This window comes from Streptomyces sp. NPDC048483 (assembly GCF_040651455.1).
Lineage (GTDB): Bacteria > Actinomycetota > Actinomycetes > Streptomycetales > Streptomycetaceae > Streptomyces.
The window spans coordinates 56112-76942 of sequence record NZ_JBEZJZ010000007.1; the positions used below are offsets into that span (position 1 = coordinate 56112).

Annotated in this window: 13 protein-coding genes and 9 pseudogenes; 14 read left to right on the top strand and 8 right to left on the bottom strand. The window is 67.6% G+C overall.

From position 1 onward, the window contains the following. The first annotated feature begins 31 nt into the window (after positions 1–31). A complete protein-coding gene (locus AB0D04_RS05785; protein ID WP_362699760.1) occupies positions 32–2782 on the top strand; it encodes a LuxR family transcriptional regulator in 2751 nt (916 codons plus the stop codon). A 6-nt stretch (positions 2783–2788) separates the two neighbouring features. Here the strand turns inward: AB0D04_RS05785 and AB0D04_RS05790 are convergent. Continuing rightward, positions 2789–3377: pseudogene (locus AB0D04_RS05790) on the bottom strand (transposase family protein). A gap of 291 nt (positions 3378–3668) precedes the next feature. On the opposite strand from AB0D04_RS05790, the gene AB0D04_RS05795 reads away from it, so the two are divergent. From AB0D04_RS05795 to AB0D04_RS05815, 5 genes are all read left to right on the top strand, one after another. Further along, entirely contained in the window at positions 3669–4637 is a 969-nt protein-coding gene (locus AB0D04_RS05795; protein WP_362699762.1) for a hypothetical protein, read from the top strand. Beyond that, entirely contained in the window at positions 4634–5746 is a 1113-nt protein-coding gene (locus tag AB0D04_RS05800) for an FAD-dependent oxidoreductase (RefSeq protein WP_362699764.1), read from the top strand. Before AB0D04_RS05795 ends, AB0D04_RS05800 begins: the two co-directional genes overlap by 4 nt. A 105-nt stretch (positions 5747–5851) precedes the next feature. Beyond that, on the top strand, positions 5852–6178 hold the full coding sequence (locus tag AB0D04_RS05805) for a hypothetical protein (protein ID WP_362699766.1): 327 nt from the start codon (positions 5852–5854) through the stop codon (positions 6176–6178). A 122-nt stretch (positions 6179–6300) separates the two neighbouring features. Further along, on the top strand, positions 6301–7359 hold the full coding sequence (locus AB0D04_RS05810; protein WP_362699768.1) for an AMP-binding protein: 1059 nt from the start codon (positions 6301–6303) through the stop codon (positions 7357–7359). Further along, entirely contained in the window at positions 7359–8720 is a 1362-nt protein-coding gene (locus tag AB0D04_RS05815) for an aldehyde dehydrogenase family protein (RefSeq protein WP_362699770.1), read from the top strand. The genes AB0D04_RS05810 and AB0D04_RS05815 overlap by 1 nt, the downstream gene beginning before the upstream one ends. A gap of 45 nt (positions 8721–8765) precedes the next feature. Here AB0D04_RS05815 and AB0D04_RS05820 read toward each other — a convergent pair. Both AB0D04_RS05820 and AB0D04_RS05825 read right to left on the bottom strand, forming a co-directional pair. Continuing rightward, a pseudogene (locus AB0D04_RS05820) lies at positions 8766–9392 on the bottom strand (histidine phosphatase family protein); the annotation flags it as partial. A 129-nt stretch (positions 9393–9521) separates the two neighbouring features. Continuing rightward, positions 9522–10406: an LLM class F420-dependent oxidoreductase gene (locus AB0D04_RS05825; RefSeq protein WP_362699772.1), complete on the bottom strand. Its 885-nt coding sequence runs from the start codon at positions 10404–10406 to the stop codon at positions 9522–9524. A 279-nt stretch (positions 10407–10685) separates the two neighbouring features. Here AB0D04_RS05825 and AB0D04_RS05830 point away from each other — a divergent pair. Together AB0D04_RS05830 and AB0D04_RS05835 are read left to right on the top strand one after the other, a co-directional pair. Then, positions 10686–10831: pseudogene (locus tag AB0D04_RS05830) on the top strand (IS5/IS1182 family transposase); the annotation flags it as partial. Next, positions 10827–11533 (top strand): annotated as a pseudogene (locus AB0D04_RS05835) (aldo/keto reductase); the annotation flags it as partial. The pseudogenes AB0D04_RS05830 and AB0D04_RS05835, both read left to right, overlap by 5 nt. Before the next feature lie 183 nt (positions 11534–11716). Here AB0D04_RS05835 and AB0D04_RS05840 read toward each other — a convergent pair. Then, a complete protein-coding gene (locus AB0D04_RS05840; RefSeq protein WP_362699774.1) occupies positions 11717–13819 on the bottom strand; it encodes a SpoIIE family protein phosphatase in 2103 nt (700 codons plus the stop codon). Between the two features lie 1121 nt (positions 13820–14940). Here AB0D04_RS05840 and AB0D04_RS05845 point away from each other — a divergent pair. Together AB0D04_RS05845 and AB0D04_RS05850 are read left to right on the top strand one after the other, a co-directional pair. Next, positions 14941–15447, top strand: coding sequence for a fumarylacetoacetate hydrolase family protein (locus AB0D04_RS05845; protein WP_362699776.1), 507 nt, complete (start codon positions 14941–14943; stop codon positions 15445–15447). Next, a pseudogene (locus AB0D04_RS05850) lies at positions 15408–15914 on the top strand (Rieske 2Fe-2S domain-containing protein); the annotation flags it as partial. The gene AB0D04_RS05845 and the pseudogene AB0D04_RS05850, both read left to right, overlap by 40 nt. Positions 15915–15916: 2 nt before the next feature. Here the strand turns inward: AB0D04_RS05850 and AB0D04_RS05855 are convergent. From AB0D04_RS05855 to AB0D04_RS05865, 3 genes and pseudogenes are all read right to left on the bottom strand, one after another. Continuing rightward, positions 15917–16219 (bottom strand): annotated as a pseudogene (locus tag AB0D04_RS05855) (MarR family transcriptional regulator); the annotation flags it as partial. A gap of 184 nt (positions 16220–16403) precedes the next feature. Beyond that, positions 16404–17627: an MFS transporter gene (locus AB0D04_RS05860; RefSeq protein WP_362699778.1), complete on the bottom strand. Its 1224-nt coding sequence runs from the start codon at positions 17625–17627 to the stop codon at positions 16404–16406. 84 nt (positions 17628–17711) lie between these two features. Further along, a complete protein-coding gene (locus AB0D04_RS05865; protein ID WP_362699780.1) occupies positions 17712–18311 on the bottom strand; it encodes a malonic semialdehyde reductase in 600 nt (199 codons plus the stop codon). Between the two features lie 125 nt (positions 18312–18436). Between AB0D04_RS05865 and AB0D04_RS05870 the strand changes: the two genes are divergently transcribed. Further along, entirely contained in the window at positions 18437–18967 is a 531-nt protein-coding gene (locus AB0D04_RS05870) for a MarR family transcriptional regulator (protein WP_362699782.1), read from the top strand. A gap of 96 nt (positions 18968–19063) precedes the next feature. Here AB0D04_RS05870 and AB0D04_RS05875 read toward each other — a convergent pair. Then, positions 19064–20040: pseudogene (locus AB0D04_RS05875) on the bottom strand (aldo/keto reductase). A gap of 105 nt (positions 20041–20145) precedes the next feature. Here AB0D04_RS05875 and AB0D04_RS05880 point away from each other — a divergent pair. The 3 genes and pseudogenes from AB0D04_RS05880 to AB0D04_RS05890 form a co-directional block, all read left to right on the top strand. Next, a pseudogene (locus AB0D04_RS05880) lies at positions 20146–20238 on the top strand (hypothetical protein); the annotation flags it as partial. Between the two features lie 35 nt (positions 20239–20273). Then, on the top strand, positions 20274–20618 hold the full coding sequence (locus tag AB0D04_RS05885) for a hypothetical protein (protein WP_362699784.1): 345 nt from the start codon (positions 20274–20276) through the stop codon (positions 20616–20618). Between the two features lie 72 nt (positions 20619–20690). Beyond that, positions 20691–20825: pseudogene (locus AB0D04_RS05890) on the top strand (threonine/serine dehydratase); the annotation flags it as partial. Positions 20826–20831: the final 6 nt, after the last annotated feature.

A 20831-nucleotide genomic window follows, 5' to 3' on the forward strand; every position in this document is an offset into this window, starting at 1 on the left:
TAGGTGGCTCTGTGGCGGAGGGGGATATTCAGTGATCTTGGTTGAACGGCATACTGAGCTGCAAATCCTGAAGCGGATGCTGGACGAGTGCATGCTGACCGGTCGAAAGGTTGCCCTGATCGCGGGCCCGGGCGGCGTTGGGAAAACGACACTCCTGACGGGCTTCTCTGGATACGCCAAGGCTGTTGGCGCACTGGTACTGAGCGCATCCGGAGCCCGTTCTGAGCAAACCCACGGTTTGGGTGTGCTGAGGCAGATATTCCGTTCTTTTGAGTTGGGCGCCGAGGAAAAAGAGCGTCTTGAGTTCACCCTGGCTTCACAAGAGGTAGAATGCCGGGATTCTCTGTTGAGTACTTGCGCGATGGATGAGTTAACGGACATTCTCCTTGAAGCTGCCGACGGCCGCCCTTTGGTGCTGGCCTTGGATGATATGCAGTATGCGGATTCCGCTAGCCTGCAGGCGCTCCTCCTGATGCTGCGTCGACTTGCATCGAGACCTGTCATCGCTGTATTCGCCGAGTGGCGGATATCCAACTCCAAGCGCCCAGGGGTCTTGTTCGAGTGCATCAAGCAGCCATACTTTTATTACTTGAATTTGGGCCCGCTCTCTCTTGGTGGCGTGACCGATTGGCTGCGGCAGCAACGCCTTGGCGAGGCGCGTGCGGAGCGACTTGCCCCTTCTTTCCTGGCAGCGACAGGAGGTAACCCACTGCTCCTGCAAGCGCTGTGCCAAGATCATTTCCCCGGGTGCGCCGAGCCTGATTCCGAAGACGTCGAGTGGGTTCCCGCGGAGGATGGGGTTTCCGTAGGGGCTCACTTCCAGGTCGCTATTGAGGCCTGCCTGCACCGCTGGGACCCTCAACTGCTTGAAGTGGCTCGTGGCTTGGCCGCTCTCGGTGGACCGGCATCCGCTGCCGTACTGGTGCGGCTGCTGGGGAGTGAACGCCGGACAGTGGTAGAGACGTTGAGCGCTCTCACCGACACAGGACTGCTTCGTTCCGGGTGGTTCTGTCATTCCGCTGTCCAAGCAGCTGCGTTGAGCGGGCTCGATGGGGACACACTCGCCGCGCTGTACGAGCGCACCGCCCTGCTGCTTCACCATGACGGCGCGGTGCCGTCGAAGGTTGCCGAACGCCTTGTCGCCGCCGGAGGTACCCCGCAGAAGTGGTCCGTGGGCGTCCTCCGTGACGCGGCCCGGCAGGCCATGAGGGAGGGGGATCCGAGCCGCGCGGCCGAGTTCCTCGAGGTTGCCCGTGGAGCCTGTAGTGATGCCCAGGAGCGGGCCGAGGTCTTAGGGGCCCTGGCACGGGTCCTGTGGCTGGTCAAACCGTCAGCGGTGACCTCGTTACTGGTGCCGCTGCGCTCGGCACTCGAAGACGGGAGTCTGGGCGACCGCGGCATTGTGATGCTCAGTAGCTCCCTCGCCTGGCAAGGCGAGGCAGAAGAGGCGGCGATGGTGCTTGAGCGTATGGACACGCAACAGTACGAGTTCGATCTGATCGGCACTGCCGAGTTGAAGCTCGTACGTCAGTGGCTTCGCTGGGTGTCGCCTCTCAAGGGGAAAGGCCGTGCCGAGGGAATAGCGTGGGCGGATTGTGCCGGGGAGGAGGCGGTCGAGGGCGAGTCGTGGAGCGACCTCGTAAAGAGCGCCGAACAGGTCCTGCAGAGCTGCAGACTTGCCGACGCCTTACCGGTCGCCGTGCTGTCTGCTCTGCTCACACTGGCCTACGACAACAGACTGGACGACGCCCAGCGCTGGTGCGCAATGCTCAGGCCGGAGGCAGAAGCACATCGGGCCGTGGCCTGGGTGGCCCTACTTGCGGCTGTCGAGGGGATGGTGGCGCTACGCAGGGGTGACCTGGTTGATGCCGAGCGGCATACTCGCCGAGCCTTGACCGTGATGCCTCCACACAACTGGGGTGCGGCTGTCGGTCTGCCGCTGTCCTGTCTCGTCTACGCCACCACGGCCATGGGGAAAACAAGCGAAGCGGAGGTGATCATAAAAGAGGCACTTCCTGAGGCTCATCAGAATGCATTCTGGTTGCATTTCTTGCACGCTCGCGGTCGTTTTTACATCGCAATCAACCGGCCGTACGCTGCGCTGGCGGATCTTCAAGAATGCGGCACCCTTCTCGTGAATTCTCACCTCGACTGTCCCAATTTCATCCCATGGCGGAGTGACCTGGCCGAGGCGTGGTTGCTTCTCCAGGACCCGCTCAGCGCCAGAGCGGCCCTCGAGGAGCAGTTGTTGCTGGCGAACATCGAGGACAAGCGCGTGCACGGTTGCTCCCTGCGCATCATGGCCGCCACGTTGGACCTTCCAGACCGAGCTTCCATGCTGAGGGACGCGGTGACGGTTCTCTTCAAATCCGGGGATCAGCTTGAGTTGGCCATAGCGCTCGCTGATGTGAGTGACGTCGAACTGGAATACGGCCGGTTCGCCGAATTCAGGCTCAGCGCACATCAAGCGAAGCAGATGGCTAAGCTATGTGGTGCCGAACCGCTCTACTGGCGGCTGCAGATAACCGGTGACCCGGAGAAACAGGACGATGCTCCGAAAACTCAGAAGAACACCCCTGGCTTCACCGTGCTCAGCGAGGCCGAGCGCAAGGTCGCGGCACTGGCGGCGCAGGGGCGGAGCAACCGCGAGATAAGCCGAACGCTCTTCATCACCGTGAGCACGGTGGAGCAGCATCTCACCAAGGTCTACCGAAAACTCCGAGTGAGCAGTCGCTTCGGCCTGCCGGCGGAGCTTTACCTGGTGGGCTCGGCGGACCACTGAGCTTTTTCAGCGGTTCTGCTCCAGGGTGAGGACGGCCTTGGCGATTGGCGTCATTCGATTCGGGCTGCTGCGGGATCTGCGGAAGATGCTCCAGGTCTTGAGCCGTGCTATGCCGCGTTCGACAGGTGCCCGCGCCCCGGCCAGGGCTCGGTTGACGGTGCGCTGGGTCGCAGACAGCTCTCCGCCGGGCGGTCGCTCCTTCCCGGCCGGGCCGGTGACGACCTGCACGTTCACGCCGTGGCGGCCGTGCTTGGCGGAGTAGTCGGCTGTGCTGTCGCCGACGCGGTCGCACTCCGCCAGGGTGCCGTCGAGCAGTCCGGATCGCTCGCGCGCAGGACTTTCAGCAGGCCCGGGCCTGTTCGGCAAGCAGGCCAATGACGGTGCTGGTGTAGGCGTGAGCAGTGCCCACGGAGATACCGAAACCACCGGCTGTCAGTGCGAGGGTGTCGTGCTTGCGCAGGTACACCAGGGCCACCAGCGCACGCTGGTGCGGAGGGAGCTTGCAGCGGCGGTCACCCTCGCGGGTGGCGATGAGCATGGTGACCCACTCGACCAGGGCGTGCGGCAGGTCGAGTGCGGCGGGACAGGGAACCAACGAGGCTCCTGCGCCGACGGGTTGAGACGTCGAACACCTCCCTCAACGGCACGGGAGCCTCGTGCGTTGCGGGCACCTGCGCCGTCACCCGATCAGTGGCCACTCTGAAAACGCTCACTGCGCCGTGCGGGCCATCAAGCCTGGCCAGAGCCGGTCGCGGGCGGCGCGCTGGGGTAGGACGACCGCCACGATAGGGGTGTGATTAGGGGTGGGGCCGTCCTTGATCGCCGGTACGTTGAGGCTCGATCGCAGGGAGTTTCCCTACAGGTCAACTGAACGAAGGGGAAAATCTTGACTGAAACGTTTTCCGGTCGGCATCTCGAGATCGCCTGGCCCGACCTGGGTATCACCGTGACCGCGGAACTCGACGGTCGCAACACTGAACTTGCCGACGCGCTGTGGGAGGCGTTGCCCTACCAGAGTCTGCAGGGACACGCGCTGGTGGCGGGACAGCATCTATATCACGCGGCACCGATACCGTCGCTGCTGCATCTGTCCGCGTCGACTCGGATCGCAGATCGACGCGAGGCACCCGATGGGACCGTATTCTGCTCCGCGCTACAGCATTTAGGCATCAAGTACGGCACGTTGACCGAACCGATGCCGGCATCCCCGGTGGGCCAGATCCGGCAGGAGGATATACCCGCGCTACTGGAGGCCGGGCAGGCGATCTGGGATTCGGTCTATTCGACGAAGAAGCCGATCCTGGCGGAGGTCCGCAAGGCGGGAACCGAAGGCGGCCACCGTATTCCGCAGTTAACTGCCGCAGATCCCGACGCGAGCCGTCTCATCCACGACGTGTACACCGCGACCGATCGGGCTTGGCTGTCCGGACCACAGGAGCTCACCGATCTCCACGCGGGGGTGATCCCTTCCGGGGCAGGGAGTTTTGAGACGGTGTTGCCCACTCTGTTGTTCGTCAACGGTGAGACCCGCCCGCTGGGGTATGCCACCTACGGTGGTCTGGTCCGGGCCACGGTCCAGGGCATGCCGATGGATTCATTGCGTCACATGGCGCGCCTGCTGGTCGGTATTCCGGCCGAGTTTCTGGGCTACTGCGGCCTGGAGCAGCTTTGGAGTTTCACCCAGCGCTTCCTGACCTGCCTCGACCAGCTCGATCGCGACGATTTCCTGAGTGTGGTGAGCCAGCTGGCCCTCTACGTCAACTGCTTGGGCGGTTGGAATCTGCACTTGTTCCCGTGGGAGGCCGGAGATCACCTGCGCCAACTGCGCCTCAATGAATCGGTCCGCCAGTCGTGAGCCAACTCCCCGAACGCACGGACGCCGTCGTCATCGGCGGGGGCGTCATCGGCAACTCAATAGCGTGCCAGCTCGCCGAGGCAGGCGTCAGTACCGTCCTGCTGGAGCGTGGCGCGCTCGGATCGGGATCGTCCGGGACCACTGCGGGCGTTGTGCGTACCTACTTTCCCGGCAACGCTCTCATCAGCAGCCTTGCCGTCCGGAGTTTGGCGGCTTACCACGCCTTCACCGAACGGACCGGAATCGACCTCGGCTTGAAGCGTATCGGCTTACTCGTGCTGTTCACCGACGAACACCAGGTGCAGGACTTCCGACACACTCAAGCTGCCCAGCAGGCAGCTGGAGTGGATGTCGAACTCGTGACCGCTGCTGAAGCAGCGCGGCTCAACCCGCTGGTCGACGAGCGAACCATCCTGGCGGCAGCCTGGTCGCCCGAGGCCTACGCCTGCGATCCCGCCGCGATCGTGCGCGGCTATGCCACAGCCGCCCAGCAGGCCGGCGCCATCCTGCGCACGGAAACACCCGTCACCGGCATCGACCCAGATGGGCGGGTCCACACGCCTGCGGGCAGCATCCGCGCCGACACCATCGTCTGCGCGGCAGGCCCCGGGGCGGGAACGGTCGCCGCCATGGCCGACGTGCGCCTTCCGGTGACCACATACCCCGTCGAAATGCTCCTGACCGACACCCCCGGTAGTGCCCCGCGCGACGCTCTGCCGATGACCATGCACCCGTCCAGCCTGCGGATTCGAAGCTGGGGAGACCGCATCCTCGTCGGGATGGGCCGCCCCGCTCCGGATGAAACCCGACAGACCTGGCTACAACGGGTGTCACACCACCTCGGCGCGACCTTCCCGGCCCTCGCCGGCAACGGCCTCGCGAACGGGTGGAGCGGAGACCTCGATGTCAGTCCGGACGGGATGGCTTTCATCGGCCGCGATCGCTCCCGCCCGTTCCTCTACGCGGCTGGATTCTCCGGTCAGGGACTGTGCCAAGCACCTGCCGCCGGAGAGATCATCCGAGACCTCGTGCTCGACAAGAAATCCTGGACCGACACGGCCGGCCTCTCCACCGCCCGCTGCCTCAGTGGTTCGACCGAGGCCGGGTAGGAAAGAAAGGAAATTCAGGGCATCGTCGCGGCGCCGGGTGAGCCGGTCCACCAGGCGGCGGGCGAAGGTTTCCCTTCCGCCCGGTGGCGGGTCGGGGTTCGCGGAGTGTCCGCAGCGGATCGCTTGGTCGAACGCTTCCTCCAGGGTGGCGATCGTGTCGGCGGTGAAGTGAGTGCGGCCCGCGTCGCGGTCATGCGCGAGGTGCCGCTTGAACTCCGCGTTCTGCAACTCGAGATCACCGATCCGGGCCTCGAGCCGATCGATCGTGCGGGCCTGTTTCGCGACCAGACGCGCGAGATCGTCGAGCAGGATGACCAGGACGGGAAGGCGGTGGCACGTGCCGGGACGACGGCGTCGGCGCAGCCGACGGCCCTGCAGCGAACCACCGATGCCTGCCCTTCAGGGGCAATAGGCCCTGCACGATTGTGTTAACTCGTGGAAGCAACGGAGTCGACGAGGACTTGGTGAAGACTGAATCCTTGTGTTGCGAATTATTTTCGTCATCGATATAGCGGTCGCCGGGCATTTGTTCAATTCTTTCGAGAGGAAAATCCATGGTCGAGCACACTGGCGGAGAGTTCGTTCGGGAGATGATGCGGTGGCACTTCAGTCCGGAGACCGGGTCATCGTTCTGGCTGAAACGGGCCGAGACCCTCGGCTTTGATCCGCTGACCGATGTACGGGATTTCGACGATCTCGGCTTGTTTCCCAATGTGGTGGACGAGCTGCGCGATGTCGGCGTCCGTGAGCTGATTCCCCGTGGCTACGGTGACGAGCACGGGGCGTCCGTCTACGAAAGCGGCGGTACCACAGGGCAGCCCAAGCGAGTGATGTACTCCGCGGAGTGGCATCGGCGCAGCGTCGAATGGTTCAGTGAGCGACTGGATTCTCACGGCGTACCTCGAAATGTCGACTGGCTCAGTGCGGTTCCCACCGGGCCGCACAATGTCGGAGCAATGGCGGTCGACGCCGCAATGGCTCGGGGTGGGCTGAACTTCAGCATCGATCTGGACCCGCGATGGGTGAAGAAGCTGATCGCGCAGGGCCGGACGGACATGGCCAGCGCCTACACCGATCATCTCATCGAACAGGTCGGCTACATTCTGGCCAGCCAGGATGTGGGCGTCCTCTTCGCCACCCCGCCGATGCTGGAGCGCCTCGCCCAGCACGACGATCTGGTCGAGTTGGTGAACCGGAAGGTCCGCGCGATCATCTGGGGCGGTACACATCTGGACGCTGACACCCGAGATCTGCTGCGCGACGAGGTGTTCGGAAGCGCCAAGTTGGTCGGCGGGTACGGCGGCACGATGATGCTGGGGACATCGGTGGAGCGACCCGGCCTCAATGACGACGAGCCATGCGTGTTCGACTCCTTCGCTCCGTACACCACGTTCCGGGTGATCGACCCCGACACCGGCAGGGTTGTTCCGTACGGCGAGCGCGGGCAGATAGTTGTGCATCACATGAGCCGAAGTGCCTTGCTGGTCAACAACATCGAGCGGGACTACGCGACCCGGATCGCACCGGTGGACAGCGGCTTCGGTGATTCGGTCGCAGACGTCGCACCTGTGGCGTCCTTCGGCGATAAGGCCGTGGTCGAGGGCGTGTACTGATGTTGTCCCTGGACGTTCTCGGCCCCGGCGGCCCCTATCGGTCCCGGCGCCAGGAGACCATTCGAGATCTTGCCGGAAACCCGGTCGCGACACTGAGTCTCGCACCCTCGCTCTACATCACCCGCGCGATGAAGGCCCTGCGCCGAGCGCCGGCGCTACCCGTCGACACACGGCTCGCGGCGCTCGCACAGGCGGGCCGGGCTTTCGCCACGCAGACGGTCGCGGGAGTGACGGCGCAGGAATATCAGCACACCGTCAGCGCGGTCACCGGGATACCGATCACGGTGGTGCGCAATGCCACCGACGATATTGCGCGGGCCGCCGAGCGGATCCACCACAGCGTGGAGAACGCGCGGCCGGCCGGTGCGGTCGGCTCGTGGCGCGATCCGCGGGCCCGGGGCGGTGCGGCAGTGTGGACCCGGCGCGGTGAGGTATTCGCCGTCCATGCGGCGGGCAATCACCCTGCGGTGCACCAGGGTTGGTTCGATGCCCTCGCGCTCGGCTATCGCGTTGCCGTGCGTCCCTCCCGTCGTGAGCCGTTCACCCCACATCGGCTGGTCACTGCCCTGCGCGAGGCCGGTTTCGGCGACGAGGGAATCGTGTTGCTGCCCACCGACCACAACGTGGCCGACGACATCCTCCGGCACGCCGACTTCGGAATGGTGTACGGCGGTGCGGATGTCGTGGGCAAATATGCGGGCGATCCACGCATTCTGCCGCAGGGCCCCGGGCGCTCCAAGATACTCATCACCGCCGAAACCGAGTGGGAGCCGATCGTCGACACCATCGTGGAGTCGATCAGCAGTGGTGGGGGCGTCGGTTGCGTCAACGCCACCGGCGTACTGGTCGAGGGCGACCCCGCCCCCGTGGCCGCGGCGATCGCCGAGCGCCTCGCCGCGCTGCCCAGCCTGCCCGCGACGGACGAACGCGCAGTCCTGCCCGTGATGCCCGTCGGTCCCGCCCGTCGGTGGGACAAGTATCTGCGGCAGCGGGCAGCGGGCACCAAGGCGTGGCTCGGCGGTGACGGTATCGCCGACGATCTCGGCGATGGTTCCGCGGTGCTCCGGCCGGCGGTGCACCAGCTCGACAGCCCGTTCGCCGAACAGCTCGGGATGGAGCTGGGCTTCCCCTGTGCGTGGATTGCACCGTGGGACCGCGACGCCGGAATCCGGCCGCTGCGCGACACCCTCGTCCTCACTGCCGTCACCACCGACGCGGACCTGATCGACGAATTGGTGGCCGAGCCGACCATCGCCAACGTCTACGTCGGTGACCATCCGACACCGTGGATGGAGCACGGACTGCCGCACGACGGCTACCTCGCTGAATTCCTCATGCGCACCAAGACGATTCGACGCTGACCGACGAGGGTGCCGTGCCGGGCAGCGCCCCATTGGCTGCCGAGGTCAGTGGTGGTCCGCCAGGTGCGAGGTGTCGTTCAGCAATTGCACCGACGCATTCCCATCCCCGCCATAGGCCACGGCCGACAGCGAGGCCGCCGACAGCTCCATCCGGAACAGCGACGCGGGCGGCGCGCCCAGCGCCAGCCGAACCAGCGTCCGCAGCACCCCGACATGCGAGACGACCAACACCGTCTGCCCCTCGTACCGCGCCAGGAGCCGGTCCCGTGAGCGCGCGGCCCGGCGCGCAACCGCGGTGAATTTCTCCCCGGTTCCGCCCGGCACCGCCGCCGGAGAGGCGAGCCACGCTGCCATCTCGGCCGGGTAGCGCTCGCGCACCTCGGCGAACGTAAGTCCCTCCCAGGCACCGAAATCCGCCTCGGTGAGCCCTTCGTCGACTCGGACTTCCAGGCCCAGCCGTCGTGCCGCTGTCTCGGCCGTCTGCTGGGCTCGGCGCAGCGGTGAGGACACCACCGCCTGCACCGCGCCGCGTGCCACGAGCATCCTCCCGGCGGCCTCGGCCTGCCGCCGCCCGGCCTCCGACAACACCGGATCGGAGCCGCCGCTGCCAGACAACCGCTTCTCCGGTGTCAATGCCGTCTCACCGTGGCGTAGCAGCAAAAGGGTCGTGGGGGTGCGCTGGCCGGCGAGCGCGAGATTCACGTCGGCCGTTCCACGGCTGGTTCTGGAGCCGATGTGAATCGGGTCGCCCCTTTCGATCGCAGCCCCCGTCGTCGGCGGCATTGTGGCGAAGTGTGTAGTTCAGCGGAGCGCGGCGATGACCGGCGCGAAGTTCTCCATGTTGTATTCCATGACCGTGAAGTAGGTGAAGCCGTAGCGTTCGCGGCGTTCCTTGAGTTGTTGCGCCATCTCCGTTGGGGTTCCGATCAACACAGAAGGCAACTCCTCGGGGCTGTGCGCGGCGTCGGTCGGCAGCAGAGGCTCGAACCTGTCAGGTACCGCGGCGCGTTCGGCGGGCGGAATCACCTGCTGCACCATGATATTCAGCTCCACAGCGTCGGCACGGTCACCGAGTAGGCCGCGCACGTAAGCGACCCGTTCTTCCGTCTGCGCGATTCCGGCCACATGGAGTACATCACCGGTGGTGTTGGCCCAACCTCCGGTGAAGGCGATGATGTCGGCGTGCGCGGCGGCCAGCCGCAGCAGCCGGTCGCCCCAGCCCCCAATCAGCAGCGGTGGCCCGGATGGTTGGGCTGGACGCGGCTGATATTTTGTGTCCGAAAACAGACGACGCAACGTGGTGACAGTCTGTTCCAGCTGTTCGACCCGCTTTCCGCCGCTGGGGAACGGTATCTCCGCGGTGTCGAACTCGGCCTTCACGTAGCCTGCGCCGAGCCCGAGTTCCATACGCCCGTCGATGAATTGGTCGGTGCTCGCCACGTCACGCGCGAGAAGGACGGGGTTGTAGAACGGTGTGTTCAACACGAACGTACTCAGCCGTACCCGTTCGGTCGTTTCGGCTGCGAGCACCATTGCTGGAAACGGCGCGGAGAACTCCAGGTGATCGGCCACTCCGACTACATCGAAACCGAGTTCCTCGGCTCTGCGGCACTTCGCGCTCCACTCGCGTCGCGAACCGGGAACGAACATGTTGACACCGAAGCGGAAGGGGCGCTGTAAAGACATTATGACTGTATATCACTTGATGATTCTCCCGTCATCCCGCTGGGTGGGACGACATCATCTCCATCAGCTATCCATCAGTTATCCATTGAGGTCTTCTCGCAACGTCATAGTTGCGGTGCGTGCCCGCGTGCGGGGTGGTCGAGGTGGTGACCCGGCGTCAAATATGCGTGAAGCCCCTGGTGGGAACGGGTCTGCAAAGATCATGTCCCAGCCGAGAGGCGTGTGCCGTCCAGTATCACCTACACCGCTGTCCTCGATGTCCGCAGGGGACCGCCGAGCATCGTGCGATGCTGCTGCGCGACCACCGCAGGCGGCTCGGCACCCGCAAGGGCACCCGCGCCCTGGGCGTCTTCAAGCAGGCCGTGCTGGTGCTGCGCTGGTTCGTCGACGGCACCCGGCTCGTCCAACTCGCCGGGGACAAGCGCCGCGTTCTCCTTCTCGCCGCTGTGCTCCGCCAACGAGCTGGTCAACCGAGCCCTGCCGCCTACCCGGACGACCTTGTCAGCACCACCAAGGTCGGCCCAGGACGCGACCCGTCGGGCGAGTGGCTGCCCCCAGCGACACCTGAGCAGTTGCGCGGACAGGTCGAGGAGAACCTGCGCCGGCTCGGCCGTGACCACCTGGACGTGGTGAACCTGCGCATCGTCGGGACCGATTCGCTCGCCGAGCGGTTCGGCGCACTGACCGAGCTACGCGACGCCGGACTCATCCGCCACCTCGGTATCTCCAACGTCACCCCCGCCCACCTCGCCGAGGCCCAGGCCATCGCTCCGGTGGTGTGCGTGCAGAACCAGTACGGGATCGGCGTGCGTCCCGACCATGACGTGCTCGTCCGCACCTGCGGCGAACAGGGCGTCGCCTTCGCGCCGTTCTACGCGAGCGCCGCCACCGGGCGCGACGCCGGGGCGACCGACGGCGACCACCCCGAGATCCTGGCCGTCGCCCAAGCGCCTGCGGCCGGCCCCGCCCAGGTCCGGATCGCCTGGACGCTGCATCGCGGCCCGCACGTACTGACCATCCCCGGCACCGGCGACCCGGACCACCTGGCATCCAACGTGTCCGGGGCCCTGCGCCTCTCGGAGGACGAGCCTGCCCTCCTGGACTCCGTTCACCGCCACAGTCTCTGAGCGTCGTCAGGATCCCCTGCGCGGCCTGCCGACACGCCGCACCTTCCGTGGCCGGGTGATGCCCTGTTGTGCCTATTCGCCCATCCGGGGAGCGTGAGGGGAGCGCGCGAGGGGAGGCGCCACCTGGACCGACACCTGCCCCACCTGCCACCACCCCCCCCCATGGCAGCCCTACGACACCACCTAACAAGGCCTGGGACGGCAGCGGTCCGGCGGGCACTCCTCGGCCCGGATGGCGAGCAGGGCCACGTCGTCGTGTTCCCAGGGGGTGCGCAGTGTGTACAGGAGCACGTCGCAGGTCTCCTCCAGGGATCGCTCGGGTCCGGTGAGGAACGCGAGGAGGGCGTCGAGGCGTTGGTCGATGGGCTGGTTGCGGGTTTCGACCAGGCCGTCGGTGTAGAGGACCAGTTCATCACCTGGCTGCAGGGCGAATGTGGTGGTGTGGAAGGGGACGTCACCGACGCCGAGGGGGGCGCCGGTGGGCAGGTCGAGCAGTTCGGCGTCCTGGCCGGGGCGGACCAGGGCGGGCGGCAGATGTCCGGCATTGGCGATGCGACACCGGTGATCGTGGGGATCGTAGACGGCGTAGATGCAGGTGGTGATGGTCTGCCCCATGCGGTCGAAGAGGTTGTCGAGATGGTGCAGCACGTGGGCGGGTTCGAGGTCGAGTTCGGCAAAGGCACGTGTCGCGGTGCGCAGTTGGCCCATGGTGGCGGCGGCGTTGATGCCGCTGCCCATGACATCGCCCACGACGAGCGCGGTCTTGTCGTCGGCGAGCGGGATGACGTCGAACCAGTCGCCACCGATCTCGCTGGCGATGGAGGCCGGACGGTAGCGGGAAGCGATCTCCAGTCCCGGCTGCGGCTCCGGGTGCTCGGGAAGGAGGCTGCGCTGGAGGGTGAGAGCGGCGTGGCGTTGGCTTTCATACAAGCGGGCGTTGTCGATGCACAGGGCCGCCCGCGCCACGAGTTCACCGGCCAGAATCTCGTCGTCGTGGTTGAACGGCTGTTGAATGCGTGTGCGTTTGAGGTCGAGGGCGCCGATCACCCTGCCGCGGGCGATCAGCGGCACCGCCAGGTAGGAATGGAGCCCGGACCGGGCCAGGAGGTCGGCAGTCTCCCGGCAGCGGGCGATCCGCGGCAGGTCGCCGCCGCCCACCTGCGGCACGAGGACGGCGCGGCCGGTGCGTACGCACTGGGTGACCAGCTGGTCAGCGTCGTGACGAGTGAGTTCGCCCGGCGGATCGGCGGCAGTGGCCGGCTCCGTCGCCGATGCGGCTGAGACCGCCAGGGTCCGGAAGAGGGCCGGGCCGGTGGGTGAGATGACGGGCGTGGAGTGGGTCAGGACGCCGTCGAGCACGTGGACCGTGGCCACGTCGGCCAGCGTCGGCACGGAAATCTCGGCGAGTTCCCGCGCGGTCTGATCAACGTCCAGTGTGGTGCCGATCCGCAGGGAGGCTTCGGCCACCAGCGCCAGACTGCGCCGGGCCCGGGTCACCTCGACCGTGGCGCGGTACCGTTCGGTGACGTCCACCACGGAGACGGCCACGCCCAGGACGGTCCCGTTCGACGCCTCCAAGCGGTAGAAGGACACCGACCACGCATGCTCCTCCGGGCCGGCGGCGGTGTGTCCAACGGACTGTTGGTCAACGATCGGGGTGCCGGTGGCCAGGACCTGCCGCATCGCGGACTCGATGGCCTCGACGTCCAAATACGGAAGGGCTTCTCGGACGCGTCGGCCCAGATGCTCGGCAGCGGGCAGGCCGTTGATGCGCTCCAGCGCCGGGTTGACGCTCACGTACCGCAGATCGGTGTCCAGGACCGCCAGCCCGATCGGGGACTGGGCCACCAGGCGGGTGGACAGCGCCAGGTCCCGCTCCACCTGCCGCAGCGTCGCCTGGCCGGTCGCCAGCCCCAGGGCGTACAGGTTCTTGTGCCGGTCTTCCAGACGCATGTTGCGGAACTCGAACAGCTTCGTACTGCCGTCCTTGAGCCGCACGGGAAACACCCCCGCCCAGCTTCCCTCGCCCGCCATGACCTGGGCAAAAGGATGAATCACCAGTTCCACATGTTCTTCGTTCACCAGCAGCCGTCCCGCGAACTGCCCGAGAGCCTCGCTGGCCTGGTACCCGAAAAGCTCTTCGGCCTGCGGACTCCACAAGACGATGCGCCCTTCACCGTCGAGCACGACGGCGGCGACGCTGAGCACGTCCAGCAGGCCGCCCGGCGCGAACGCCACCTCGCGTTGCTGACCGTCTCCGGCGGGGGAGGTCTCGGCTGCGCTCATTGCCGCTCCTTCCGAGCCCCTCGGTCACAGCTCGTCACGGGCTGATCGAGAGCCCCGCCTCCCGTGCCTGAAAGGGCCGGCCCGAAGAGCGACGGAGCATCTTTGGCGGATCATCCCATTGGTCCCGGGGCCCCCGCGGGCTGGACGGGCAGAGCGGAAACCGGCCGGTTTCCGGCGGGTACGACGGCCTTCGGCCTCGTGCCCAGTCCGCCGCGGGGAATCCTGGGACGGCTTTCCCACAGGCTAATCTCTTTTCAGGAGGCCACGGGCGACATCGGCCCGAACCGCCCTCCGATTCCTTGGTGCCCTCTCCCAGAGTTCGTTCTTCCTTCACGTCGGAGCGCTGCCGGTATGGGTGCTGGGGTTCGGCGAGGTGGATGGGGCCCTGCGGCGGCCCCTTCGTCGCTGTCGTGCACGCCGACTTTGTACCCGCTCAGCCGCTGGGACGGGTGCCCGGCTCGCCGCTGTCACACAACGCCAGGCCACTGGCCGTTTCCCCGCTCGGCAACGGCCGCCTTGTCCGCAGGCAACACGAGCGTGGGCTTCAGACCTTCGCTGTGAGTTCGCCCTTGCCCAGGCCGGCGACGCCGCAAAGGGGGCTGCAGAAGTGCTCGGCCCTCGTCCCGCTCACGGCAAATCCTGGGGCCCTCAGCGCAAGTCGTCATGCTGATGTGCCACCCGGCCCATGGGCATCCGGCCTCGGCGTGCGGCCCTGCGTACGCGGCCGGCGTGACCTCAGCACCTCTCTGCGCTGTCGCCCCAAACGGAGGGCCAGGCTTTGGCTCCGCAGACCGAGAGCCGCGGCGGGTGCAGGGGTTGACTCGAGTGCGTGGCCGGCGGATGCCGGTCACACGGTCCGGGCGGTCGAGCACTGACCCGCGCTCTGACTGTGATCGTCACGGCCGGACCGGCCCCACCCTGAGCGACGTGCGAGGTGCTGATGGACGACCTGATGGGTGCCTGGGCCCTTGAGGGCTTCTCGGTCACACGTGCAGGAATGACCACCCACCCCCTCGGCAATCTGACGCCGCTCGGCCGAGTGTCGGCGCTCCGAGTAGCGGAAGGCCGTCCGGGCTGCTCACCGATGTCTTGATCTCTTTTCGATGTGGAGGTGGTGCGCCATGCGCACAGCCAATGTCAAGGGCCGTCTGGTGCTCGTATGCGATGACGGTGTGGTGGACGTGCAGAAGGCCGGCGACGGACTGTTCCCGTCCGACCCGCAGGCCGTCTTCGACTGCTGGCCGGAGTTCTGCGCCTGGGCGGCCTCACAGGGCGGAGCCGGTCACGAGCGTGTCCCGTTCGACGAGCGGGACCTGGGCGCTCCCGTCCCGCGTCCCCGGCAGGTCTTCGCCGTCGCCTTGAACTACTCCGACCATGTGGCCGAGTCGGCCGCCACTGTCCCCGCTCAGCCGGCTGTCTTCACCAAGTTCCCCGCGTCCCTTACCGAGCCCTACGGCACGATTGAGCTGCCCAGTGCGCTCGTGGACTGGGAGGTGGAGCTGGTCGTGGCGATCGGCCGGGAAGCACACCAGGTTGCTGCCGCGGATGCGTGGCAGTACGTGGCAGGCCTGACGCTCGGCCAGGACCTCCCTCCCGCTTCGTCGCACCCGGCGCGATGCGCAAGGTGACGGCGCTCGGCGAACAGTGGCTGCTGTTCCGCCGCTCCGACGGAGCCCTGTCGATGCTCGCCGACCGCTGCCCCCACCGCGGCGCCCCGCTGTCCCTGGGCAAACACCTCGGGGACCGGGTCGCCTGCTGGTATCACGGCGTCGAAGTCGAGACCGACGGCACCGTCTCGTCCGTGCCCGGCCTGCCCGGTTGCAACCTCGAAGGCAAGAAGCTCGTCACCTCGCTGCCGGTCCGTGAGGTCGCCGGCGCGATCCTCGCCTACTTCGGCGACGAGCAGCACCCGGAACCGGTCGAACTGACCGTCCCCGACCCCCTCGATGACCCCGAGGTCGAGCCGGTCCTGTGCTACGCCGAGTGGGACGTCCCGTGGCGGTATGCCAGGGAAAACCTTCTCGACCCCATGCACGGCGCGTTTCTGCACCACGAGTCCCACACCATGTACGACGGGGACAGCACGGCCAAGTTCCCCAGCCGGTCGATCCGCAGCGTGACACCGGCGGAGGACACCAGCCCCGAGTCGGCGAGCTGGCCCGCGGTCAGCCGGTACGGGGCCCCGGACCGGCGCAGCGCGGTCAGCACGTCGAACCCGGCCACCGAGAGGCCATGGCGTTCGATGGACGCCGTGAGGCGGGTGCTGTAGCGCAGGAACGAGCGGTGCAGCCGGGCCAGGACCTCCAGCGGAGCCGTGTCCAGCTCGGGTCGCTCCCGTGCCCAGTCCTCGACGACCATCGCGACGGCATCCCGATCTCCCGTCGCCCTGCGCTCCGTCATCCCGTCCCCTTACACGACCCGCAGAACCGTGCTGCCGCAGCTCAAGCCCGGCATCCACGTCCCTCACCCCTGAAAATTCCACCCCTGAGGCGACCGCCCGCCATGGAGCGCCCCGGTCCTGGCGGAGACCCGGCCGGCCGGGACCGCGCCGGCTGCGGCGGCGCGAAGGGTGCCCTGCACCGTTTCAGGTCAGGACGAGAAGCGTGGCGAGGGCCGGGCCGAGTGCTCCGCCGAGTTGGTAGCAGAGGACGAAAAGGCCGATCGCGGCCGGCCGTTGGGCGGCCTGGGCGTGCTGGGCCGCATGCACGGACAAGACGGCGTTGCTGCCGGTGGCAACGAACACGGCCGCCGCCGCGGCGATGAGCAGCGCGGGCCCCCAGGAGGCGAAAACGGCGGCGAGGGGTGCGGCCGTGCCGAGGACGATGAGGACGGTGAGGACCTTTCGGTGCCCCAGACGCGCTGCCGCGGCGGCGAGGAGCCAGGAGAGCGCGGAGCCGGTGAGGAGCGCGGCCAGCTGGCCCGTTCCGATGGCCTCGGTGCTCCAGTCCGTCCGCCGCCGCACGAGCTCGGGGAGGGCGAACAGCAGGATGAAATAGGAGGTGGAAAACGCGCAGGCGAGCAGGGCGGAGCTGACGAATGCGCGTGAGCGCAGCACGGCGGCGGGAGCGAAACCGTCCGGACGGCGCCGGACGTGGAGGGCCAGCGGGAGGGCCACAGCCGCGGCGACCAGCGCGCCCATGCACGGAGCCATGGGAATCAGTACCAGGGCGGAGACCAGTGCCGCGACCAGCCCGGCCCCGACTTCGTCGAACGGCGCGGCGTGCGTGGTGCGTTCCGGACCGGGACTCGTGGTGTGGCGCCAGACGGCCGGCACCGCGAGGAGGCCAAGGGCGGAAAGGGCGAGCGAGGCACGCCAGTTGACCATGCTCGCGAGAACGGAGCCGAGGAGTGGCCCGACGGCGCCCAGTACGCCGAACCCGGCGGTGATCGCCCCCATACGACGGGTCGAGCCGGCGAGGTTCATCGCCACGGCGACCAGCCCTGCACCGCCCGCTGCCTGTACGGCTCTGCCGAGGAGTGTCAACGGGAACCACGGCGCGACCGCGACGAGCGCGGTACCGGCCAGCGCGGCGACCGCGCTCGTGAGGAGGGCCGCCCGCAGGCCACGGTGCCGGACGAGGGCCGCGAACAGGGGCGTCCCGACGGTCATGGCCCAGGCGAAGGCGGTGACCGTCCAGGTCGCCTGGGCGGTGGAGACACCCAGGGAACGGGCCATGTCGGGAAGGATGAGGACGGGTGCATTGGCTCCGGTGGCGATGGGCGCGGCCAGGAGCGCCAGCCACAGAGCCGATGGCCGGCGGGGTGGCGCCGGAGCGGTGAGACGAGGTGCGGAGACTGCGGTGGACACGAAGACCCCCGGTTCGGTCGTGCAGGTAGCGGTGGACGGTGAGGCAAGCGATGCGGGTTTGCTCGGGCGGTGAGGTCCCCGGGCTCAGACGGTGGTGACGACCTCGTCGTAGGCCAGACGCGGTGAGCGGGGGTACCAGGCGTCCTCGCCGGGCTTGCCGATGTTGACGACCATGAGCGGGGTGTGGTCGTCGTCGAGGAACTCGTTCCGGACGCCGGCGAAGTCGAGGCCGGTCATCGGGCCGGCGGCCAGGCCGGCGGCGCGGATGCCCACGATGAAGTAGGCGGCCTGGAGAGCGGCGTTCAGCAGGGCGGACTGCTCGCGGACCGGGCGCTCGGCGAAGAACATGTCCTTGGCCTGCGGGAAGTGCGGCAGCAGGGAGGGGAGTTCCTCGTGGAACTCGTTGTCCGCTGCCAGGATCGCGACCAGCGGGGCAGCGGCGGTCTTGGCCTGGTTGCCCTCGGCCATGTGCTTGACCAGACGCTCGCGGCCCTCGGGGGAACGGACCAGGACGACGCGCAGCGGCGACTGGTTGTAGGCGGTCGGACCGAACCTGACCAGGTCGTAGATCGCCTGAACCTGCTCATCCGTCACCGGCTCGCCGGTGAACGTGTTGGCGGTGCGGGCCTCACGGAAGAGGAGGTCCTGGGCGGCGGCGTCAAGGGCAAGGAAGTGCGTGGACATGGGAACTCCATCCGTTCAAGGTTGAGAATTTCAACGTTGAGATAAAATCATCGCGACTAGTTTAACGTCAAGTGATTCAACGTTGAGATACTCTGTGGGGGCTCGACGTACGGAGGAGGCAGGTCATGAACGAAGCGAATGGCGGGGCGGACACCGATGCCGTGGACGGCATCGTTGAGCAATGGACGAAGGAACGCCCCGACCTGACCGACGCGCTGTGGCCCGTGCAGGTGCTCGGCCGGCTCCAGCGTCTCGGGGTCGCGCTGGAGAAGGAGTTCCGAGCCTTCGCGGCCGAACGAGGCCTGGAACTGGGCGAGATCGACGTCCTGACCACCCTGCAACGCTCAGGACCGCCGTACGAGCTGACTGCCGGAGCCTTCCGCAAGGCGGCCATGGTCACCTCCGGAGCGATCACGAACCGCATCGACCGGATGGAGGCCAAGGGCCTGGTCGAGCGGGTCCGGGGCACCGAGGACCGGCGCTCGGTGAAGATTCGTCTCACCGAGCGGGGCCACGAGATCACTCGCGCCTACATGGCCGACCACCTCACCAATGAGGCCCGCCTGCTCGAGTCCTTCGACCGGGAAGACTGCGAGGACCTGGCGCGAAAACTGCGCCTCCTGCTGATCTCCCTCGGCGATACCACCATCGAGTAACACCACCCGCACCGAGTCGGGTGGACCGTCGACGAGGACATCGCCTGGGCACGAACACCTGCGACGAAGACCGGGACGGCCCGGCAACCGGCCCGGTCACACGTCGACCTGCGCCGGCCGGGCCGCGTCGTATCGCTCGCCCGCCACCGCGCCGCGCGGCACGGCCTCGCCAAGAGCTGCCAGCTCACCAGCGGTCAGCGTGACGTCCGCCGCCGCAGCGTTCTCCTCCAGGTAGCGCACCCGCTTGGTACCGGGAACGGCTGTCACGTCCGGCCCCTGGGCCAGCAGCCAGGCGAGGGCGAGCTGCGCGGGCGTGCTGCCCTTGGCCTGTGCCAGCGCCCGTACGCGCTCGACGAGGGCGAGGTTCAGGGCCAGGTTCTCGCCCTGGAACCGGGGAGCGGTGCGGCGGAAGTCCCGCTCGCCGTACGCCTGCGGGCCGAGGGCCCCGGTCAGCAGTCCGCGCCCGATGGGGCTGCACGCGACGAGGCCAATGCCCAGCTCGCGCATCGTCGGCAGGTGTGCGTCCTCGATGTCCCGGGTGAACAGCGAGTACTCGTACTGACCGGCGGTGATCGGGTGCACGGCGTGGGCCCGCCGGATCGTCGCGGGGGACGCCTCGGAGATGCCGAGGTGGCGCACCTTGCCGGCGGCGACCAGCTCGGCCATCGCACCCCAGGTCTCCTCGACGGGACGGCCGGGTCGATGCGGTGCTGGTAGTAGAGGTCGATGTGGTCGGCCCCCAGCCGTCGGAGCGATGCCTCGCACGCGGCCCGGACGTACTCCGGCCGTCCGTTGACACCGACCGGGGTGCCGTCGGGGTGCCGCTCGAAGCCGAACTTCGTGGCGAGGACGACCTCGTCCCGCCGGCCCGCGATCGCCTTGCCGACCAGTTCCTCGTTGGTGAAGGGGCCGTACGCGTCGGCCGTGTCGAGGAAGGTCACGCCCACGTCGAGGGCCCGCCGGATCGTGGCAAGCGACCCGGCTTCGTCACCGGGGGCGTAGTAGTCACTCATCCCCATACAGCCGAGGCCGAGGGCGGAGACGCGGAGGGAGGCGAGGGTGCGTGCATGCATGGTGAACTCCCGTGAAAAGTAAGAGGAATGAGGGGCCGGTGATCGCCCGATCTCCCGACGTCCCGACGTCCTCGATTCTGGTCCCCGCCGGAGGCCGTTGGCGAGATCGACGCTGCGCTCTCCCGCGGCCTCCCGCACCGGCCGGGCCTCGCGCGCCTCACACTCGTACGGGAGCGCCTCGCCGTCATCGTCGCCGTCGGCCACCGGCTCGCTGGGCGGACGGAGCTGTCACTGTGGGAGCTGCGGGGCGACACACTGCGGGCCATACACTGCGGGCCATCAGGCGCGACATCGCACCCGCCTTCCACGATGCGGTCCTCGCCGCGCTCCACGGTGCCGGCGAACACTTCCCGGTCGAGGAGGAGCCGGTACCAGGCTTCAGGCACCTCGTCCTGGACCACCGCACCTTCGCCGTCGTCCCACAGGCCCTGACCCGCCATCTCCCGCCCGGCACCGTCGCCCTGCGCGTGAGCGACGACCTGCCCAGCTTCGACCTCGAACTCGTCCGGCGCGACGACGCGCCTGCCCCGCCCCTACCCCTGCTGGTACGAGCGGCACGGACGCTGGCGGCCCAGTGACCCGATGCGAGGCGGCTCCGCATCTGGAGCCCGCCAGATGGGCATGTCACCGGACACCGTGGAGCTGGGCCCGGCGGCGGCCTGTTCGCCGGTGTCTCAGCGGCAGCTGCCCGGCACAACGTCCGCGTCGTCGCTGTCGAACCGGCACGCTGCCGGGTCCTGAACGCCGCCATCGAGGCCGGGGACCTGATCGATGTCGACGTGGACGGTGGC